The following is a 16,613-nucleotide window of genomic DNA, read 5'->3' as shown; positions in this document are numbered from 1 at the left end:
GGTCTGGGCGCTTAGCTACCGCAGGCGACACATCAACGGAACCAAGCTCGCTGATGCTGTTTGTCAGTAGGCAGGAACCGCCGTATACGGAACCGTACGTACGGTGGTGTGGGAGGACGGCGGGGGTGACCCCGCCTCCTACCCGATTCAGGTCGCAGGGCGGGCACCGTGGATGCGTCTCGGCTTTGTAGGGCGGGTGCAACCCGCCATTTGCGCTCTGGCGGGTTGCACCCGCCCTACATTCCCAGCGTGTCATTGGCATGCGCACGGCTGCGCATCAGGCTTCCAGATAGCGCTGTGCCAGGTGTTCGACGGTGCCGCGTGACGGCTGGTTCAGGTGCGGCGCGACCAGCATCATGATCTGGTACACCACCAGGCGGACTTCACCCTGCTGGTCGAGGATGCGCTGGTAGTCGAGGGAGAACAGCAGGGTCAGGGTGATCTGCTCGACCAGTTGGCCGAGCGCCTGGGTGCCGCTGTTCAGTTGACCGTCGGCCATCAGGCGGGCAAGCAGCGAGGCCAGCGTGCGTTTCAGCGCGTTCAGCCAGTGACGAATGCCGCGCGCCAGTTTTGGCAGGCGCCCGGCCAGGTTGGACAGATCCTGGAAGAGAAAGCGGTACTGCGACAGGCGCTCGACGATCAGGTGCAGGAACAGCCAGTAGTCCTCGACGTCCAGCTGGGCTTCGGCTGGCGGGTCGAGCAAAGGCGCCATCTCGCTCTGGAAGCGTTCGAACAGTTCCAGTACCAGTGGCTCCTTGCCATGGAAGTGGTAGTAGAGGTTGCCCGGGCTGATGTCCAGCTCGTTGGCGATCTCCAGTGTGGAAACGTTGGGCTCGCCCTGCTCGTTGAACAGCTGCAGGGCGGTTTGCAGAATGCGCTCGCGGGTTTTCATCCTTGGCTTCTTGTTCGATTAGGCGCGACGGGCTGACGATAACCGGCCGGCGTGCAGCTGGCCATCCCTTTAGTAAAAGTCGCGTAGCGACATCTCTCATGTCCTTCTCCCTTCGGGAGAAGGTGGCGCGAAGCGCCGGATGAGGGATGCGGGCATGCCGCGCAGGCTTTGTTGGCGCTGGGGTCTTCGTGGCATGCCGCTTCAGCGGATATGCACGTAGGTGCCGGGCGCTGCCTCCATCGGTGGATGGTTCTGGTTGCCCAGCGCCATCAGGGTTTCGCGTTGCGCGCCGGAACGCGCCTGCATCCATTCCAGCCACTGTGGCCACCAACTACCTTGCTGGTGCGTGGCATCGTGATACCAGGCGCGAGGGTCGGAGGTGAGCTTGGTGTTCTCGTAGTAGTTGGCCTTGGGGTTGCCCGGCGGGTTGAGAATGCTCTGGATATGCCCGCTGTTGGACAGGATGAAACGGCGGTTGCCGCCAAGCAGCAGGGTCGAGCGATAGACCGCATCCCAGGGCGTGATGTGGTCGTTGATGCCGGCCACGCTGAAACTGTCGACGTTGACCTTGGTCAGATCCACCGGCGTACCGCAGACTTCGAGGCCGCCGTTGCGGCTAAGCGGATTGTGCTTGAAGAAGTCGATCAGGTCGCCATGCAGTGCAGCGGGCAGGCGCGTGTTGTCGTTGTTCCAGTAGAGGATGTCGAAGGCTGGCGGCTGCCTGCCGAGCAGGTAGTTGTTGACCCAGTAGTTCCAGATCAGGTCGTTGGGACGCATCCAGGCGAATACCCTGGCCATGTCGCGACCGTCCAGCACGCCTTGCTGATAGGAGCGGCGCTTTGCCGACTCGAGGGTTTCCTCGTCGGCAAAGAGCATCGCCGGGCTGTCGATCTGGCTATCGAGCAGACTGACCATGTAGGTGGCGCTGGCAATCTTGCGCAGTTGGCGGCGTGCCTGCAGGTGGCCTTGCAGGGCGGCGATGGTCAGACCGCCGGCGCAGGCGCCGAGCAGGTTGACGTCCTTGCTGCCGGAGATGGCGCGGCAGGCATCGACGGCCTCCTCGACGGCCTGCACATAGCTCGACAGGCCCCATTCGCGATGCCGTGGGTCGGGGTTGCGCCAGCTGATCATGAAGGTCTGCAGGCCGTTCTTCAGTGCGTACTGGACGAAGCTCTTGTCGTTGGATAGATCGAATATGTAGTACTTATTGATCTGTGGCGGCACGATCAGCAGCGGGCGCAGGTACTGCTTTTCGCTCATCGGTTTGTACTGGATCAGTTCCAGCAGCTCGTTGCGAAACACCACGGCACCTGGCGTGCAGGCCAGATTGCGGCCGACTTCGAAGGCGTGTTTGCTGACCTGGCTGGGCAGGCCGTCGTTGTTCAGCAGGTCGTCGAGCAGATGGCGCAAGCCCTTGAAGGCACTGCTGCCACCGGTGTTGAACAGCTCCTTGAGCGCCTGCGGGTTGAGCGGGCTGTTGGAGGGCGACAGGGCGTCGCTCATCAGTGAGGCGAGAAAGCGCGCGCGGGAGCGGTCATCGGCCGACAGGTCGCTGTCGTCGATCCACGCGGCCAGTTGTTTCTGCCACGCCAGATAGGCCTGCAGGCTGCGGCGGTAGAAGGGATTGAGGTGCCAGGTCGGATCAGCGAAGCGCGCATCCTGCGGATTGACCTTGTGCAGGGTATCGCCGAGCAGCACCCGGCCAAGCTGGCCGCCGAAGGCCAGCAGATGACGTCCACTGCGCACCGGATTCTTCAGGCCCTGGGCAGCCAGCAGGCGCATGGTGGACAGCAGATCGCGACCGCGCACGCCCACCACCGCGCTCTGGGCGTTCATGAAACTGGCGGGTGCCGGCAGTGAAGCCGGGTTCGACTTGTCTCGCATGGGGCAGCACTCCGTCGTCAAACCGTCTAGAGACTTTCATGGCGCGGACTGCCTCGGCGCGCACCTTGTACTTGTGCAGGGTGTGCAGCAAGCCCTGTACCAGGCGCGCGGGAAGTGCATTCCAGAGCGCCGCGTCGAAAAACAAGAGGCCTTGAGCGTAATACCGATCAGATAAGGTTGCAAAAGCGGCCTTTCGTAGGAGCCCCGCCCCGGGGCGAAGCTTTTCAATTGCGCATCGCCCTGGTTCGCGGCGGGGCGCCGCTCCTACACATTCGTAGCGTCGACGTTTAACTGACTGGCATTAGCCTTGAGCGGCCCCTTTGTCGAGCACGCAGAACAATGCGCACCAAGCTGGTGCGATCAGTGCTGGCGTACGGGTGTGGGCTGCGGGTGCATCACCGCACGGTGCCGCTCCTCTTCGAGAAACTTCATGATGATCGGCGCCACCGCTTCGGCGCGGGTCACCAGGAACAGGTGGCCGTCGTCGATCACGTGCAGTTCGGCGTTGGGAATGCGCCAGGCCAGCAGGCGCATGTTGATCAGCGGAATCAGCGGGTCGTCGTCGCCGGCCATCACCAGGGTCGGTTGGCGGATCTTGTGCAGCCAGTGGATGCTGGTCCAGCCGAGGCCGGCGAACAGCTGCCAGTAGTAGCCCATCTTGCCGCCCGAGCGCACCTTGCTCGCATGCGCCATGGCCAGCTTGGGGTCGCGACGGAAGGCGCCGCCATAGATGTCCGGGGCGATGCGTACACCGTAGGACGGTTGCACATAACGCCGCGGGCTGGCCATGCGCCAGAGCACCTTGGGCTTGCCCGGCACCATCACTGCACCGGCCGAGGTGGCGGCGAGGATCAGCTTCTTGCAGCGCTCGGGATAGTCATGGGCGAACTGCTGCGCCAGGGCACCGCCCCAGGACACGCCGATGGCATTGACCTGACCGTAGTCGAGGTAATCGAGCATGCGCGCTGCCAGCTTGGCCAGACCAGGGAAGCGGTATGGCGTGGCCGGCGTGGAGGAACCGCCGACACCGGGGACGTCGAAGGCGATGATTTCCAGCTCCGGGTCCAGGGCGGCGACGAAGGGCATCACCAGTTCCAGGTTGGCGCCGATGCCGTTGAAGATCAGCAGCGGCACCAACTGGCTGTTGCCCGGCCGCACCGCGGTGCGGATGGTCTGCCCATCGAGATCTATGGTGCGGAATACGAATGGTTGCGGCATAGGCGCAGCCCCTGTGGAGTTGAGCGCTGGAGAGGGCCGTCCGGGCCGCCTCCAGGGTTACCAGGGGTTACCTGGTTCCACGCCGGTCAGACCGTCGTGGCGTGCGGCACTTCCCGGTGCCGCTGCGGTTGAGACTGAAAATCAGCGTTCGTGCACATAGGTGCCTGGTGCGGCTTCGCCAGCCGGGAATTTCTTGTTGCCCAGCGCCCGTGGAGCATTCTTGGTTTCGCCCGAGCGTTCGCTCAGCCACGTCTGCCAATGTAGCCACCAGGAGTCGGCGTGCTTGGTCGAGCTTTCCTGCCAGGCTTTCGGGTCCAGCGGCATCGCGCTATTGGTCATGTAGCGCGCCTTGGGGTTGCCCGGCGGGTTGAGAATGCTTTGGATATGGCCGCTGTTGGACAGCACGAACTCGCATTTGCCGCCGAACAGGTGCGCCGACTTGTAGCAGGAATCCCAGGGGGTGATGTGGTCGGTGGTGCCAGCGACGACGAAGAAATCACAGGTGACCTGCTTCAGGTCGATCGGTGTGCCGCAGACTTCCAGCGCGCCCGGGCGGGTCAGTGGGTTGGTCCGGAACATCTCGATGAACTCGCCATGCAGCGCGGCCGGCAGGCGCGTGGTGTCGTTGTTCCAGTAGAGGATGTCGAACACCGGTGGCTCGTTGCCGAGCAGGTAGTTGTTGACCCAGTAGTTCCAGATCAGGTCGTTGGGGCGCATCCAGGCGAACACCTTGGCCATGTCACTACCCTCCAGTACGCCGGCCTGGTAGGAGCGGCGTTTGGCGGCTTCCAGGGTCTTCTCGTCGGCGAACAGGGCAACCTGGGTGTCTAGCTGAGTGTCGAGCACGCTGACCAGCAGGGTCAGGGCGTTGACCTTCTGCTGGCCAAGCGCTGCATAGTGACCGAGCAGCGAGGCAGTGGTCAGGCCGCCGGAGCAGGCGCCAAGCATGTTGACGTCCTTGCTGCCGGTGATGGCGCAGATCACGTCGATGGCTTCCTTGAGCGCCTCGATGTAGGTGGACAGGCCCCACTCACGCTGCGCCTTGGTCGGGTTGCGCCAGCTGACCACGAAGGTCTGCACCTGGCTGCGCAACAGGAAGCGCGCCAGGCTTTTTTCCGGTGACAGGTCGAATACGTAGAACTTGTTGATCTGCGGTGGCACCACCAGCAGCGGGCGCTCGTGCACGCTCTCGGTGATCGGCTTGTACTGGATCAGCTCCAGCACGTCGTTGCGAAACACCACGGCGCCGTCGGTGGTGGCCAGGTTCTTGCCGACCTCGAAGGCCTCCATGTTCACCTGGCTGGGCATGCCGCCGTTGTGCACCATGTCCTTGGCCAGGTGCGAAAGGCCGTCGAGCAGGCTCTTGCCGCCGGTTTCGAAGAAACGTTTGACTGCCGCCGGGTTGGCCATGCTGTTGCTCGGCGCCATGGCTTCGGTCATCAGGTTGATGACGAAGTGGCCGCGACTGGCGTCCTGCTCGGACAGCGAACTGTGTTCGATCCAGTCATGCAGCTCCTTGCGCCAGGCCAGGTAGGTCTGCAGATAACGGCGATACAGGGGTTCTGGCTCCAGGTCGGATCATTGAAGCGGCGGTCACCGTCTTCGGGTTTGAGCGCGGACTGACCGAGGATGACGTTCTTCAGCTCCAGGCCGAAGTGGGCGACATGCTTGGCACTGTGGAAGGGTTGCTTGAGTGCCTGGGCGAGCACCATACGGGCAGAGGTCAGCAGATCCTTGCCGCGAATGCCGATTACCGGGTTGAGTCCCAGGGTGTTTTCAGAGGCCTGGCGTTTCAGGTCTTCGTTGTTCTTGTCACTCATCTACGACGCTCCAATGTCCTGAGTCACGTACCGGCTGCGCTCGCGGCGAAACAGGGGCCAGGTACTGCTCGGGTTGCCGGGTGCGGATCGCGTCCGCGTCATGCATTGCATCTGGCAGGGCCAAATGCAGGGAACCTGCCAGTTCCTTGGTTACCCGAGTTTTTGCCGTTAGGCAAGCTGATCGATGGGGCGAGAGTATGCCGCGATAGTTTAGAAAAATCGTTCTAACTACCGGGTAATGAGGCGGGAAAGGAAGGCGAGCGCTCTGCGACGAGGTGTACGCGCGGTTCAGAGCATCAGACGCACGACGCTTTCGCTGGGGTCGCGGGATTGGCCTGCAGCACTGAGCTGCGCCAGGTAGTCGGCCCAGAGTTGATCCTGCCGGGTGGCCAGTTCGTAGAGGTATTCCCAGGTGAACAGACCGCTGTCATGGCCATCGTCGAAGCACAGCTTCAGTGCATAGTTGCCGGCCGGTTCGATGCGCTCCAGGCCAACGTTGAGTTTGCCGGTTTGCAGGATCGGTTGGCCGTGCCCCTGCACTTCGGCCGAGGGCGAATGCACACGCAGGAACTCGGCGCTGAGCTGATAGCTCTGCTCGCCGTAGCGCAGCTCCAGGGTTTTCGAGGCCTTGTGCAGTTTGATCGCGCTGGGGATGGGCATGGCTGATTTCCGTGATCTTTTTAGGCACAACGCCCAGTTGAGTGATTGCACCGTCCTGTAGGAGCGGATTTATCCGCGAATTTCGCGGCTGAAGCGGAATGCCGCCCAGCCGCTCCTACAGAATGACGCCGGCCACCGGCTACAAGATCGGGCTACGGGGCTTACAGAATATAGCGCGACAGGTCTTCATCCTGCGCCAGCTCGCCGAGGTGACCGTTGACGTAAGCCGCGTCGATGCGAATCGGTTCGCCGTTCTGCTGGCCTGCCAGATCGGAGGCCGTGAAGGAGACTTCCTCCAGCAGGCGTTCGAGCAGGGTGTGCAGGCGCCGGGCACCGATGTTCTCGGTTTTCTCGTTGACCTGCCAGGCAATCTCGGCAATGCGTTTGATGCCGTCTTCGGCGAACTCGATATCCAGCCCTTCGGTTTTCAGCAAGGCGCTGTACTGTTCGGTGAGCGAGGCGTGCGGTTCGCTGAGGATGCGTTCGAAGTCCTGCGGGCTCAGCGCCTTGAGCTCGACGCGGATCGGCAGGCGACCCTGCAGCTCCGGCACCAGATCGCTCGGTTTGCTCAGGTGGAAGGCGCCCGAGGCGATGAACAGGATGTGGTCGGTCTTGACCATGCCCAGTTTGGTGTTGACCGTGCAGCCCTCGATCAGCGGCAGCAAATCACGTTGCACGCCCTCGCGCGACACATCGGCGCCGCCGGTGTTGCCGCGCTTGGCGACCTTGTCTATCTCGTCGATGAAGACGATGCCGTGCTGCTCGACGGCTTCCAGGGCGCGGGCCTTGAGTTCTTCCTCGTTGACCAGGCGCGCAGCTTCCTCGTCGCGCACCAGCTTCAGCGCATCGGCAACCTTGAGCTTGCGGCTCTTCTTCTTGCCCTTGCCCATGCTGGAGAACAGATTTTGCAACTGGCTGGTCATCTCTTCCATGCCCGGCGGGGTCATGATCTCCACGCCCATGGGCGAGTCGGCCACTTCGATGTCGATTTCCTTGTCGTTCAACTGACCTTCGCGCAGACGCTTGCGGAACAGCTGGCGGGTGTTGGAGTCCTCGCTGCGCACCGGCTCGTCACCGAAGCCCTGGCGCGCAGGCGGCAACAGGGCGTCGAGGATGCGCTCCTCCGCAGCGTCCTCGGCGCGGTGGCGCACCTTGGTCATCTCCTGCTCGCGCAGCATCTTCACTGCTGCATCGGCCAAGTCACGGATGATCGATTCGACGTCGCGGCCAACGTAGCCCACCTCGGTGAACTTGGTCGCTTCGACTTTCAGGAACGGGGCATTGGCCAGCTTGGCCAGGCGGCGGGCGATCTCGGTCTTGCCGACGCCGGTCGGGCCGATCATCAGGATGTTCTTCGGCGTCACTTCCTGGCGCAGCTCGGCTGGCAGCTGCATGCGCCGCCAGCGGTTGCGCAGGGCAATGGCCACGGCGCGCTTGGCGTCGTCCTGGCCGATGATGTGGCGGTTGAGTTCGTGGACGATCTCGCGGGGCGTCATGGACATGGAATCTGGCTCGCTATCGGAAAACTGTGAGCGCCTGTTCGTCGGCATCGGGAACAGGTTCTGAGGCAGTGGACGCTACTCGGCAGCGTCCAGTTCCTCGATGGTCTGATGATGGTTGGTGAACACGCAGATGTCGCCGGCGATGCCGAGTGCGGTCTGCGCTACCTCAAGGGCCGACAGGTCGGTCTTCATCAGCAAGGCGCGCGCGGCGGCCTGGGCGAAGTTGCCGCCGGAGCCCATGGCGATCAGGCCTTCCTCGGGTTCGACCACGTCGCCGTTGCCGGTGATGATCAGGGATGCGTCCTTGTTGGCTACGGCCAGCATGGCTTCCAGGCGGCTCAGGCTACGGTCGGTACGCCAGTCCTTGGCCAGCTCGACGGCGGCGCGTACCAGGTGACCCTGATGTTTCTCGAGCTGGCCTTCGAAGCGCTCGAACAGGGTGAAGGCATCGGCAGTGGCACCGGCGAAGCCGGCCAGCACCTGGCCGTGGTAGAGGCGGCGTACCTTCTTGGCATTGCCCTTCATGACGGTGTTGCCGAGGGAAACCTGGCCGTCGCCAGCCATCACGACCTTGCCGTGGCGGCGCACTGAAACGATGGTGGTCAAGGGTGAATCTCCACGCTGCGGGGCGAACTTGCCCTGATGGAAACTCAGATGGGGTGCCCGCCGCGGTTTTTCAACCAGCGGCGGATCAAACGGCGATCAGCGGACCTACGCTGCTGTAACAGATTGCTGATGGGCTGGCGAAGCGTAGGGCTGTGCTGCGAGCGATGCAGGCATTAAGATTTAAGTATTCACATTGACCCAGCAGGGAAAGCTTCAAGAATGGGTGCGTATCAGGCGGCAGGAGACTCTCGGGTGGCAGTGCTAGTTGACTGCGACAATGTATCCCCTGAAATTTTGGATTATTCCTTACGTGTTGTGGCCCAGTTCGGTCGAGTAGTTATGCGACGCGGCTATGGAAATCATGGAACACTGGGGAATCGATGGCAGGAGGCTCTGGTGCGCCAGGCCTTTACTCCATGTCTGCAGTACCAGTATGCGGCTGGTAAGAACACAGCTGATATCGCTTTGGCTCTTGATGCGCTAGAGGTTCTATTTGATCAGCGAGCCGATACATTTTGCTTGGTTACCTCGGACTCTGACTTTGCTTATCTGTGTCGCAAGCTACGTGAGCGTGGCGCTACAGTTTTCATTGTTGGTGAGCCGAAAACGCCAGATGCGCTGCGTAATGCCAGCGATCAGTTTTTTGAGTGGAGACGCCGGGCTCTTGAATCAGAAAATGAACCTGATGAGAAGAGTGGCAGCAAAGTTGAACTCGACGTGAAAACTGAGGGTGTGAAGCCCGTTCCGCCTCGCCCCCCAGTTAAAAGGCGGCCGCGTTTTGTGGTAGAGGCCGTGGCCTTGCTCACAAGTGATACCAGTGAGGGGAAAGTTAGTCTGGGGGCTTTAGGCCAATATTTGAAACGCACTGATCCGGCGTTCTCCCCGCAGACCTATGGTCATACGGGGTTGCTGGATATGCTCAAAACATATGATTTGCTTGCTCCTATTCAAGAGCAAGGTGGGCATTGGAACGTGTCATTAGCTGTGGCAGCTTCCGATGTAGCGGCGTGTCCACGTTGCGGCAATCTGGGCTGCGTTGAGCATGCTGGCGGTACTTGGTGTAATCGCTGTGGTGATTTCGCTACTCCGCCTGACCCTGCACATCTGCCCTCCAATAACCTGAGGCGCCGTTAGGTTAAAGTTGAAGGGAGGGCTAACCCTCCCTATCCAAGCTGATCAGCGGACCTGACGCTGCTGTAACAGCAGGTTGCTGAAGCCGCCGGCTGCCAGGGTCTTCTGCGCGCTGGCCAGTTGCTCGCGGCTGGCGAAGGGACCGACCAGTACGCGGTGCCAGGTTTCCTCACGCACTTTGCCGGTTTCCACCCGTACGTTCTGGCCGAGCAGGATGATCTGCGCGCGCAGGCCGTCGGCGTCATCGCGTTTGCGGAACGAGCCGGCCTGCAGGAAGAACTGCGTGGTGACGGGCGCGCTGGCCAGTACCGGCGGCGCAGGCGGCGGCACCTGGCCGTTGAGCGCAGCTTCGGCGCGAGCGGTGTCGATCTTCGCAGCCTCTTCCGGGGTGACCGGTTTCTGTTCGGGCACGGGGGGCGGCGTTTCTTCCAGTGCCTGCGGCAGGATCACTTCCGACTCCGGCAGCAGGGTGTAGAAGTCGTACTTGGGCCTGGCCGGCTCGGGCTGCGTCGGTTTCGGTTCGGGTTTGGTGCTGCGCACCTGCTCGCCCTTGTCGCGCTTGATCTCGTCACGGCCCGGTTCAAGGCTGAACAGGAACATGAAGAAACCACCGACCACCAGGCCGCAGGCCAGCCAGATCCAGCCCGGTACGGGCTTCTTCGCCGGGGCCTGATAGCGACTGGCGCCGCGTTTCGGCGCCGGTTTCTTGCGCGCTGCCATTTACATCCGCTCCAGAGTTTCCAGGCCGAGCAGCTCCAGGCCCTGCTTGAGCGTGCGGCCGGTCAGGGCGGTCAGGCGCAGGCGGCTGTTGCGCGTGGCTTCATCTTCGGCAGCGAGGATCGGGCAGTTCTCGTAAAAGCTTGAGAACAGCCCGGCGAGGTCGTACAGGTAGGCGCACAGGATATGTGGCGTACCCTTTTCGGCGACGTTGCCCAGCAGTTCGTTGAACTGTGCCAGTTTGGCGGCCAGAGCCTGCTCCTGCTCGGCAGCCAGGGTGATTTGTCCGCCGATTTCGTCCACGGCCTTGCCCAGTTTACGGAATACGCCGGCGACACGGGTGTAGGCGTACAGCAGGTAGGGGGCGGTGTTGCCTTCGAAGCTGAGCATCAGGTCGAAGTTGAAGCTGTAGTCGCTGGTGCGGTGTTTGGACAGGTCGGCGTATTTCACCGAGGCGATGCCGACTACGCGGGCGATCTGGCGCAGCTCGTCCTCGGCCAGTTCCGGGTTCTTGTCCTTGACCAGGCTGTAGGCGCGCTGCTCGGCTTCGTCGAGCAGCTGCACCAGTTTCACGGTGCCGCCGTCGCGGGTCTTGAACGGACGGCCGTCCGGGCCGTTCATGGTGCCGAAGCCCATGTGTTCCAGGCTCATGCTGGCCGGGACGAAGCCGGCCAGGCGTGCGCAGGCGAAGACCATCTGGAAGTGCAGGGCCTGGCGCTGGTCGACGAAGTACAGCACGCGGTCGGCCTTGAGCACGCCTGCGCGATAGCGGGTGGCGGCCAGGTCGGTGGTGGCGTACAGATAGCCGCCGCCGGCCTTCTGCACGATCAGCGGCAGCGGCTTGCCTTCAGCGTTCTTGAACTCGTCCATGAACACGCACTGGGCGCCGTTGTCTTCGGTCAGCAGGCCCTTGGCGGCGAGGTCGGCGACCACCTGCGGCAGGTCGTCGTTGTAGGCGCTCTCGCCCCTGACGTCGGCCATGGAGAGCTTGACGCCGAGACGGTCATACAGCGCCTGGCAGTGCGACAGGGAGATGTCGTTGAAACGGTGCCACAAGCGTAGGCACTCGGCGTCGCCGGCCTGCAGCTGGACCACCAGCTCACGGGCGCGGTCGGCGAATTCAGGGGATTCGTCGAAGCGCTTCTTCGCGGTGCGGTAGAAATCTTCCAGGTCGGCCAGTTCGCTTTCGGCGGCGGCCGGGTTTTCCTGCATGTAGGCCAGCAGCATGCCGAACTGGGTGCCCCAGTCGCCGACATGATTCTGGCGAATCACCGTGTCGCCGAGGAACTCCAGTACGCGCGCCACGCCGTCGCCGATGATGGTCGAGCGCAGGTGGCCGACGTGCATTTCCTTGGCCAGATTGGGCGCCGACAGGTCGACCACCACGCGTTGCGCCGGGCCGTTCTTGCGTACGCCGAGCTTGGTGTCAGCCAGCGCAGCTTCCAGACGTTGAGCCAGGGCATCGCTGTTCTGGAAGAAATTGAGGAAGCCGGGGCCGGCGATTTCCACCTTGGTGATCTGCTCGTCGGCTGGCAGGGCAGCGATCAGCTTCTCGGCCAGGTCGCGCGGCTTCATGCCGGCGGGTTTGGCCAGCATCATGGCGATGTTGCTGGCGAAGTCGCCGTGGCTCTTGTCCTTGGTGTTCTCCACCTGGATGGCCGGCGTCAGGCCCGCAGGCAGCACGCCTTCGGCGGTCAGGCGGTCGAGGGCTTGCTGGATCAGGCGGCGAATGCTGTCTTTCATGTTCGGCTCGGGTTGCCTTGGGGCTTTGATCGAAAACTGCGCATTATAAGAGCAGCAGCAAGCTGCAAGCCACAAGCGGCAAGGAAAAGCGTGCCGCGTTTAGTGGGTAGGGTGGGCTTCAGCCCACCAAGGCTGGCCGCTATTGGTGGGCTGAAGCCCACCCTACTGACTGTTACAGCGTACCGCTCAGAAAAGATCGATCGGGTCGACATCCAGCGACCAGCGTACCGCACGGCCGCTGGGCATTTGTTCCAGCGCATGCAGCCAGTGGTTGAGCAGCCGGTGCAATGGCGCACGGGCATTGCTCTGCAGCAGCAGCTGCGCGCGGATGCGCCCGGCGCGGCGCTCCATCGGCGCAGGGACCGGGCCGAGCAGTTCGATGCCGGTCAGACCCAGTTCGCCCAGCAAATGTTCGGCCTCACTGCAGGCCTCATCGAGAAAACTCTCGGCCTGGCCTGGCTTGTGCGCTTCGGCGCGCAGCAACGCCAAGTGGCAGAACGGTGGCAGACCGGCACTGCGGCGTTCGCTCAGCGCCTGTTCGGCGAAGGCGAAGTAGCCTTGCTCGGTCAGTTGCACCAGTAGCGGATGGTCGGCCAGGTGGCTCTGGATGATCACCTTGCCCGGTTCCTCGGCACGGCCAGCGCGACCGGCAACCTGCACGATCAGCTGCGCCATGCGCTCGCTGGCGCGAAAGTCGGCCGAAAACAGGCCGCCGTCGGCGTCGAGGATCGACACCAGCGTCACCCGTGGAAAGTGATGCCCCTTGGCGAGCATCTGCGTGCCGACCAGGATGCACGGCTTGCCCTTGTTGATGGTGGCGAACAGGCGATCCATGGCGCCCTTGCGCGAGGTGCTGTCGCGGTCGACGCGCAGCACCGGGTAGTCGGGAAACAGCACCGCCAGGCGCTCTTCGGCGCGCTCGGTGCCGGCGCCGACCGGGCGCAGGTCGACGTGTTGGCATTTTGGACAGTTGCTCGGCTGTTTCTCGACGTGGCCGCAGTGATGGCAGCGCAGTTCCTGATAGCGCTGGTGCACGGTCATGCGTGCGTCGCAGCGTGGGCATTCGGACAGCCAGCCGCAGTCGTGGCAGAGCAGGGTCGGGGCGAAGCCGCGGCGGTTGAGAAACACCAGCACCTGCTGGCCGGCGGCGAGGGTCTGGGCGATGGCCTGCTGCATCGGCCCGGAGATGCCCGAGTCCAGTGGCCGGCTCTTCACGTCCAGACGCAGGAAGCGCGGCTGGCTGGCGCCGCCGGCGCGCTGTGTCAGCTTGAGCAGGGCATAGCGGCCGGTGTAGGCGTTGTGCAGGCTTTCCAGCGAAGGTGTGGCCGAGCCGAGGACGATGGGCACGTCTTCCTGGCGGGCGCGCACCAGCGCCAGGTCGCGGGCGTGGTAGCGCAGACCTTCCTGCTGTTTATAGGAGGCGTCGTGTTCTTCGTCGACGATGATCAATCCCGGGTTCTTCATCGGCGTGAACAGCGCCGAGCGCGTGCCGATGATGATGTCGGCCTCGCCATCGCGTGCCGCCAACCAGGCGTCGAGGCGCTCGCGGTCGTTCACCGCCGAATGCAGCAGGGCGATACGTGCATTGAAGCGGCGGGCGAAACGGTCGAAGGTCTGCGGCCCGAGGTTGATCTCGGGGATCAGCACCAGCGCCTGTTTGCCGGCCTCCAGGCATTGGTGGATCAGTTGCAGGTACACCTCGGTTTTGCCGCTGCCGGTGACGCCAGCCAGTAGAAAGGCATTGAACTGGTCCCAGCCTGACGCCACGGCATTCACCGCAGCGCGCTGCTCGGCGTTCAGCGGCAGTTCCGGTTGTGCCAGCCAGTGCGCCGGCTTGGCATGCGGCTGGGTGCGGCGCACCTCGACCCGGACAAGTCCCTTCTCATGCAGCAATTGCAGGCTGTCGCGGTTGAGTTGCAGTTGGCTGAGCAGGCTGTGGGCGACACCATGCGGATGTTGCGCCAGTGCCTTGAGCGCGTCGCGCTGGCGTGGCGCGCGGGCCAGGCGTGGGTCGTCGACGCTGGCGTCTTTATTGACCAGCCAGTAGCGCTCCTGGCGAGTTTCGGCCGGCTCGCCTTGGCGCAGTAATACCGGCAATGCCCAGCTCAGGGTGTCGCCGAGGCTGTGCTGGTAGTACTGCGCCGTCCACAGGCACAGCTTGAACAGCGGCGCCGGCAGTGGTGGGCGGGCGTCGAGCAGTTCCAGGGCGGGCTTGAGCTTGTCCGTCGGGACGTCGCTCTGGCTGTCGACTTCCACCAGCACGCCGATCATCTCGCGCCGGCCGAAGGGCACGCGCAGGCGTGCGCCTGGCTGCAAGGCGCTGCGCGACACGCCGGCAGGGGCGAGGTAGTCGAACAGGCGGCGCAGCGGCGAGGGCAGGGCAAGGCGCAGGATCAGGTTGGGCAAGCCAGAAGCTCCATTGACAGGCCGGCGATCTTAACACGCGACGACCGGCGCCTTGCGTGGCTTGCATCGGTCTACGTCTCTGGTAAGATGCGCGGCCTATTTCTGTGCGGTGCCTGACATTGGTCGGGTGGCGGCACGACTACCCCGAGGAAAGCACGATGAAAGCCGATATCCATCCGAACTACGTCGAAATCGACGCTACCTGCTCCTGCGGTAACGTGATCAAGACCCGCTCCACCCTGGGCAAGAACCTGAGCCTCGACGTTTGCTCCGAGTGCCACCCGTTCTACACCGGTAAGCAGAAAGTGCTGGACACCGGCGGCCGTATCGATCGCTTCAAGCAGCGCTTCGGCGTATTCGGCGCGAAGTAAGCGACCGAACGATTACGGAACGTGTCATGCACCTTTCCGTGAATCTGAAAAAGGCGTCCCTGGTGGGCGCCTTTTTCGTTTCTCTGCTTTGCGTCGATCTGGCTCAGGCCTTCTGTCCGTTACGCGCAGATCTGGCTCAGGTTGCCGTGCGCCAGGTGGTCGATGGCGACACCGTGCGCCTGGCCGATGGGCGCAGCATTCGCCTGATCGGCATCAACGCACCTGAGCTGGGGCGCAAGGGCCGTAGCGATGAGCCCTTCGCCGTGCAGGCCAGACGTCGCCTGCAGGCACTGGTCGATGCCAGCGATGGGCGTGTCGGCCTGCTCTACGGCGAGCAGCGCAAGGATCGTTACGGCCGTACCCTGGCCCATCTGTACGACCGTCAGGGGCGTAATCTCGAAGCGCAGTTGCTGGGCGAAGGCCTTGGGTTCATGGTCGCCGTGGCGCCCAATAGCGTACTCGTGAGTTGTCAGGCACAGGCCGAGCGCCAGGCTCGGCGTCAGCGTCTGGGTGTGTGGCGCACCGAGCAAGTGAAGACGGCTGGCCAACTAAAGAGTGGCGGCTTCGCCTTGCTCAGTGGGCGGGTTGCAGGCGTGCAACGCAATCGCGGTGGCCTCTGGATCGATCTCGATGGTGGTCGGGTATTGCGCGTGGCGCCTGAGCTGCTCGGCGTTCAGCGGCAGTTCCGGTTGTGCCAGCCAGTACGCCGGCTTGGCATGCGGCTGGGTGCGGCGCACCTCGACCCGTACCAGTCCCTTCTCATGCAGCAATTGCAGGCTGTCGCGGTTGAGTTGCAGTTGGCTGAGCAGGCTGTGGGCGACACCGTGCGGATGTTGCGCCAGTGCCTTGAGCGCGTCGCGCTGGCGTGGCGCGCGGACCAGGCGTGGGTCGTCGACGCTGGCGCCTTTGTTGGCCAGCCAGTAGCGCTCCTGGCGGGTTTCGGCCGGCTCGCCCTGGCGTAGCAACACGGGCAAGGCCCAGCTCAGGGTGTCGCCGAGACTGTGCTGGTAGTACTGCGCCGTCCACAGGCACAGCTTGAACAGCGACGCCGGTAGCGGTGGGCGAGCATCGAGCAATTCCAGGGCGGGCTTGAGCTTGTCGAGTGGTACCTCACTCTGGCTGTCGACTTCAACCAGTACGCCGATCATCTCGCGCCGGCCGAAGGGCACGCGCAGGCGTGCGCCTGGCTGCAAGGCGCTGCGCGACACGCCGGCAGGGGCGAGGTAGTCGAACAGGCGGCGCAGCGGCGAGGGCAGGGCAAGGCGCAGGATCAGGTCGGGCAAGCCAGGAGCTCCTTTGACAGGCCGGCGATCTTAACACGCGACGACCGGCGCCTTGCGCGGCTTGCATCGACTCACGCGTCTGGTAAGATGCGCGGCCTATTTCTGTGCGGTGCCTGACATTGGTCCGGTGGCGGCACGACTACCCTGAGGAAAGCACGATGAAAGCCGATATCCATCCGAACTACGTCGAAATCGACGCTACCTGCTCCTGCGGTAACGTGATCAAGACCCGCTCCACCCTGGGCAAGAACCTGAGCCTCGACGTTTGCTCCGAGTGCCACCCGTTCTACACCGGTAAGCAGAAAGTGCTGGACACCGGCGGCCGTATCGATCGCTTCAAGCAGCGCTTCGGCGTATTCGGCGCGAAGTAAGCGACCGAA

General features: G+C 63.3%; 12 protein-coding genes and 3 pseudogenes. 4 read left to right on the top strand and 11 right to left on the bottom strand.

All coding sequences use genetic code 11. The features are described 5' to 3' along the window. Positions 1-277: 277 nt before the first annotated feature. The 7 genes and pseudogenes from PSOLE_RS11740 to hslV form a co-directional block, all read right to left on the bottom strand. Entirely contained in the window at positions 278-892 is a 615-nt protein-coding gene (locus tag PSOLE_RS11740; protein WP_003458995.1) for a TetR/AcrR family transcriptional regulator, read from the bottom strand. A 201-nt stretch (positions 893-1,093) separates the two neighbouring features. Then, positions 1,094-2,776: a class II poly(R)-hydroxyalkanoic acid synthase gene (phaC, locus tag PSOLE_RS11735; RefSeq protein ID WP_074855148.1), complete on the bottom strand. Its 1,683-nt coding sequence runs from the start codon at positions 2,774-2,776 to the stop codon at positions 1,094-1,096. 360 nt (positions 2,777-3,136) lie between these two features. Continuing rightward, entirely contained in the window at positions 3,137-3,994 is an 858-nt protein-coding gene (gene phaZ / locus PSOLE_RS11730) for a poly(3-hydroxyalkanoate) depolymerase (protein WP_017678527.1), read from the bottom strand. Between the two features lie 141 nt (positions 3,995-4,135). Then, positions 4,136-5,814, bottom strand: a pseudogene (phaC, locus tag PSOLE_RS11725) (class II poly(R)-hydroxyalkanoic acid synthase). A gap of 288 nt (positions 5,815-6,102) precedes the next feature. After that, positions 6,103-6,474, bottom strand: coding sequence for a gamma-butyrobetaine hydroxylase-like domain-containing protein (locus PSOLE_RS11720; RefSeq protein WP_074855147.1), 372 nt, complete (start codon positions 6,472-6,474; stop codon positions 6,103-6,105). A 161-nt stretch (positions 6,475-6,635) separates the two neighbouring features. Continuing rightward, positions 6,636-7,976: an HslU--HslV peptidase ATPase subunit gene (gene hslU, locus PSOLE_RS11715; RefSeq protein ID WP_003459004.1), complete on the bottom strand. Its 1,341-nt coding sequence runs from the start codon at positions 7,974-7,976 to the stop codon at positions 6,636-6,638. Between the two features lie 75 nt (positions 7,977-8,051). After that, a complete protein-coding gene (gene hslV / locus PSOLE_RS11710) occupies positions 8,052-8,582 on the bottom strand; it encodes an ATP-dependent protease subunit HslV (RefSeq protein ID WP_004372920.1) in 531 nt (176 codons plus the stop codon). A gap of 219 nt (positions 8,583-8,801) precedes the next feature. On the opposite strand from hslV, the gene PSOLE_RS11705 reads away from it, so the two are divergent. Beyond that, entirely contained in the window at positions 8,802-9,716 is a 915-nt protein-coding gene (locus tag PSOLE_RS11705) for an NYN domain-containing protein (RefSeq protein ID WP_003459008.1), read from the top strand. A 42-nt stretch (positions 9,717-9,758) separates the two neighbouring features. On the opposite strand, the gene PSOLE_RS11700 is transcribed toward PSOLE_RS11705, so the two are convergent. The 3 genes from PSOLE_RS11700 to PSOLE_RS11690 all read right to left on the bottom strand — a co-directional run bounded on the left by PSOLE_RS11700 (position 9,759) and on the right by PSOLE_RS11690 (position 14,579). Beyond that, positions 9,759-10,433, bottom strand: coding sequence for an SPOR domain-containing protein (locus PSOLE_RS11700; RefSeq protein WP_074855146.1), 675 nt, complete (start codon positions 10,431-10,433; stop codon positions 9,759-9,761). Continuing rightward, a complete protein-coding gene (gene argS / locus PSOLE_RS11695; RefSeq protein WP_074855145.1) occupies positions 10,434-12,173 on the bottom strand; it encodes an arginine--tRNA ligase in 1,740 nt (579 codons plus the stop codon). Positions 12,174-12,359: 186 nt separating this feature from the next. Beyond that, positions 12,360-14,579 carry a primosomal protein N' gene (locus tag PSOLE_RS11690; RefSeq protein WP_074855144.1) on the bottom strand — a complete coding sequence of 740 codons (2,220 nt, stop codon included), beginning with the start codon at positions 14,577-14,579 and terminating at the stop codon, positions 12,360-12,362. Between the two features lie 158 nt (positions 14,580-14,737). Here PSOLE_RS11690 and rpmE (PSOLE_RS11685) point away from each other — a divergent pair, with 158 nt between their 5' ends. Both rpmE (PSOLE_RS11685) and PSOLE_RS11680 read left to right on the top strand, forming a co-directional pair. After that, a complete protein-coding gene (rpmE, locus tag PSOLE_RS11685; RefSeq protein ID WP_003459015.1) occupies positions 14,738-14,950 on the top strand; it encodes a 50S ribosomal protein L31 in 213 nt (70 codons plus the stop codon). A gap of 26 nt (positions 14,951-14,976) precedes the next feature. After that, a pseudogene (locus PSOLE_RS11680) lies at positions 14,977-15,621 on the top strand (thermonuclease family protein); the annotation flags it as partial. Here the strand turns inward: PSOLE_RS11680 and PSOLE_RS11675 are convergent. Next, positions 15,613-16,233: pseudogene (locus tag PSOLE_RS11675) on the bottom strand (primosomal protein N' family DNA-binding protein); the annotation flags it as partial. The pseudogenes PSOLE_RS11680 and PSOLE_RS11675 sit on opposite strands and share 9 nt — an antisense overlap. A 158-nt stretch (positions 16,234-16,391) precedes the next feature. Between PSOLE_RS11675 and rpmE (PSOLE_RS11670) the strand changes: the two are divergent. Beyond that, a complete protein-coding gene (gene rpmE, locus PSOLE_RS11670; RefSeq protein WP_003459015.1) occupies positions 16,392-16,604 on the top strand; it encodes a 50S ribosomal protein L31 in 213 nt (70 codons plus the stop codon). Positions 16,605-16,613 lie beyond the last annotated feature (9 nt).

It is taken from the genome of Pseudomonas oleovorans subsp. oleovorans, assembly GCF_002197815.1.
Classification (GTDB): Bacteria; Pseudomonadota; Gammaproteobacteria; order Pseudomonadales; family Pseudomonadaceae; genus Aquipseudomonas; species Aquipseudomonas oleovorans.
This window is presented reverse-complemented; position numbering and strand designations above follow the sequence as displayed.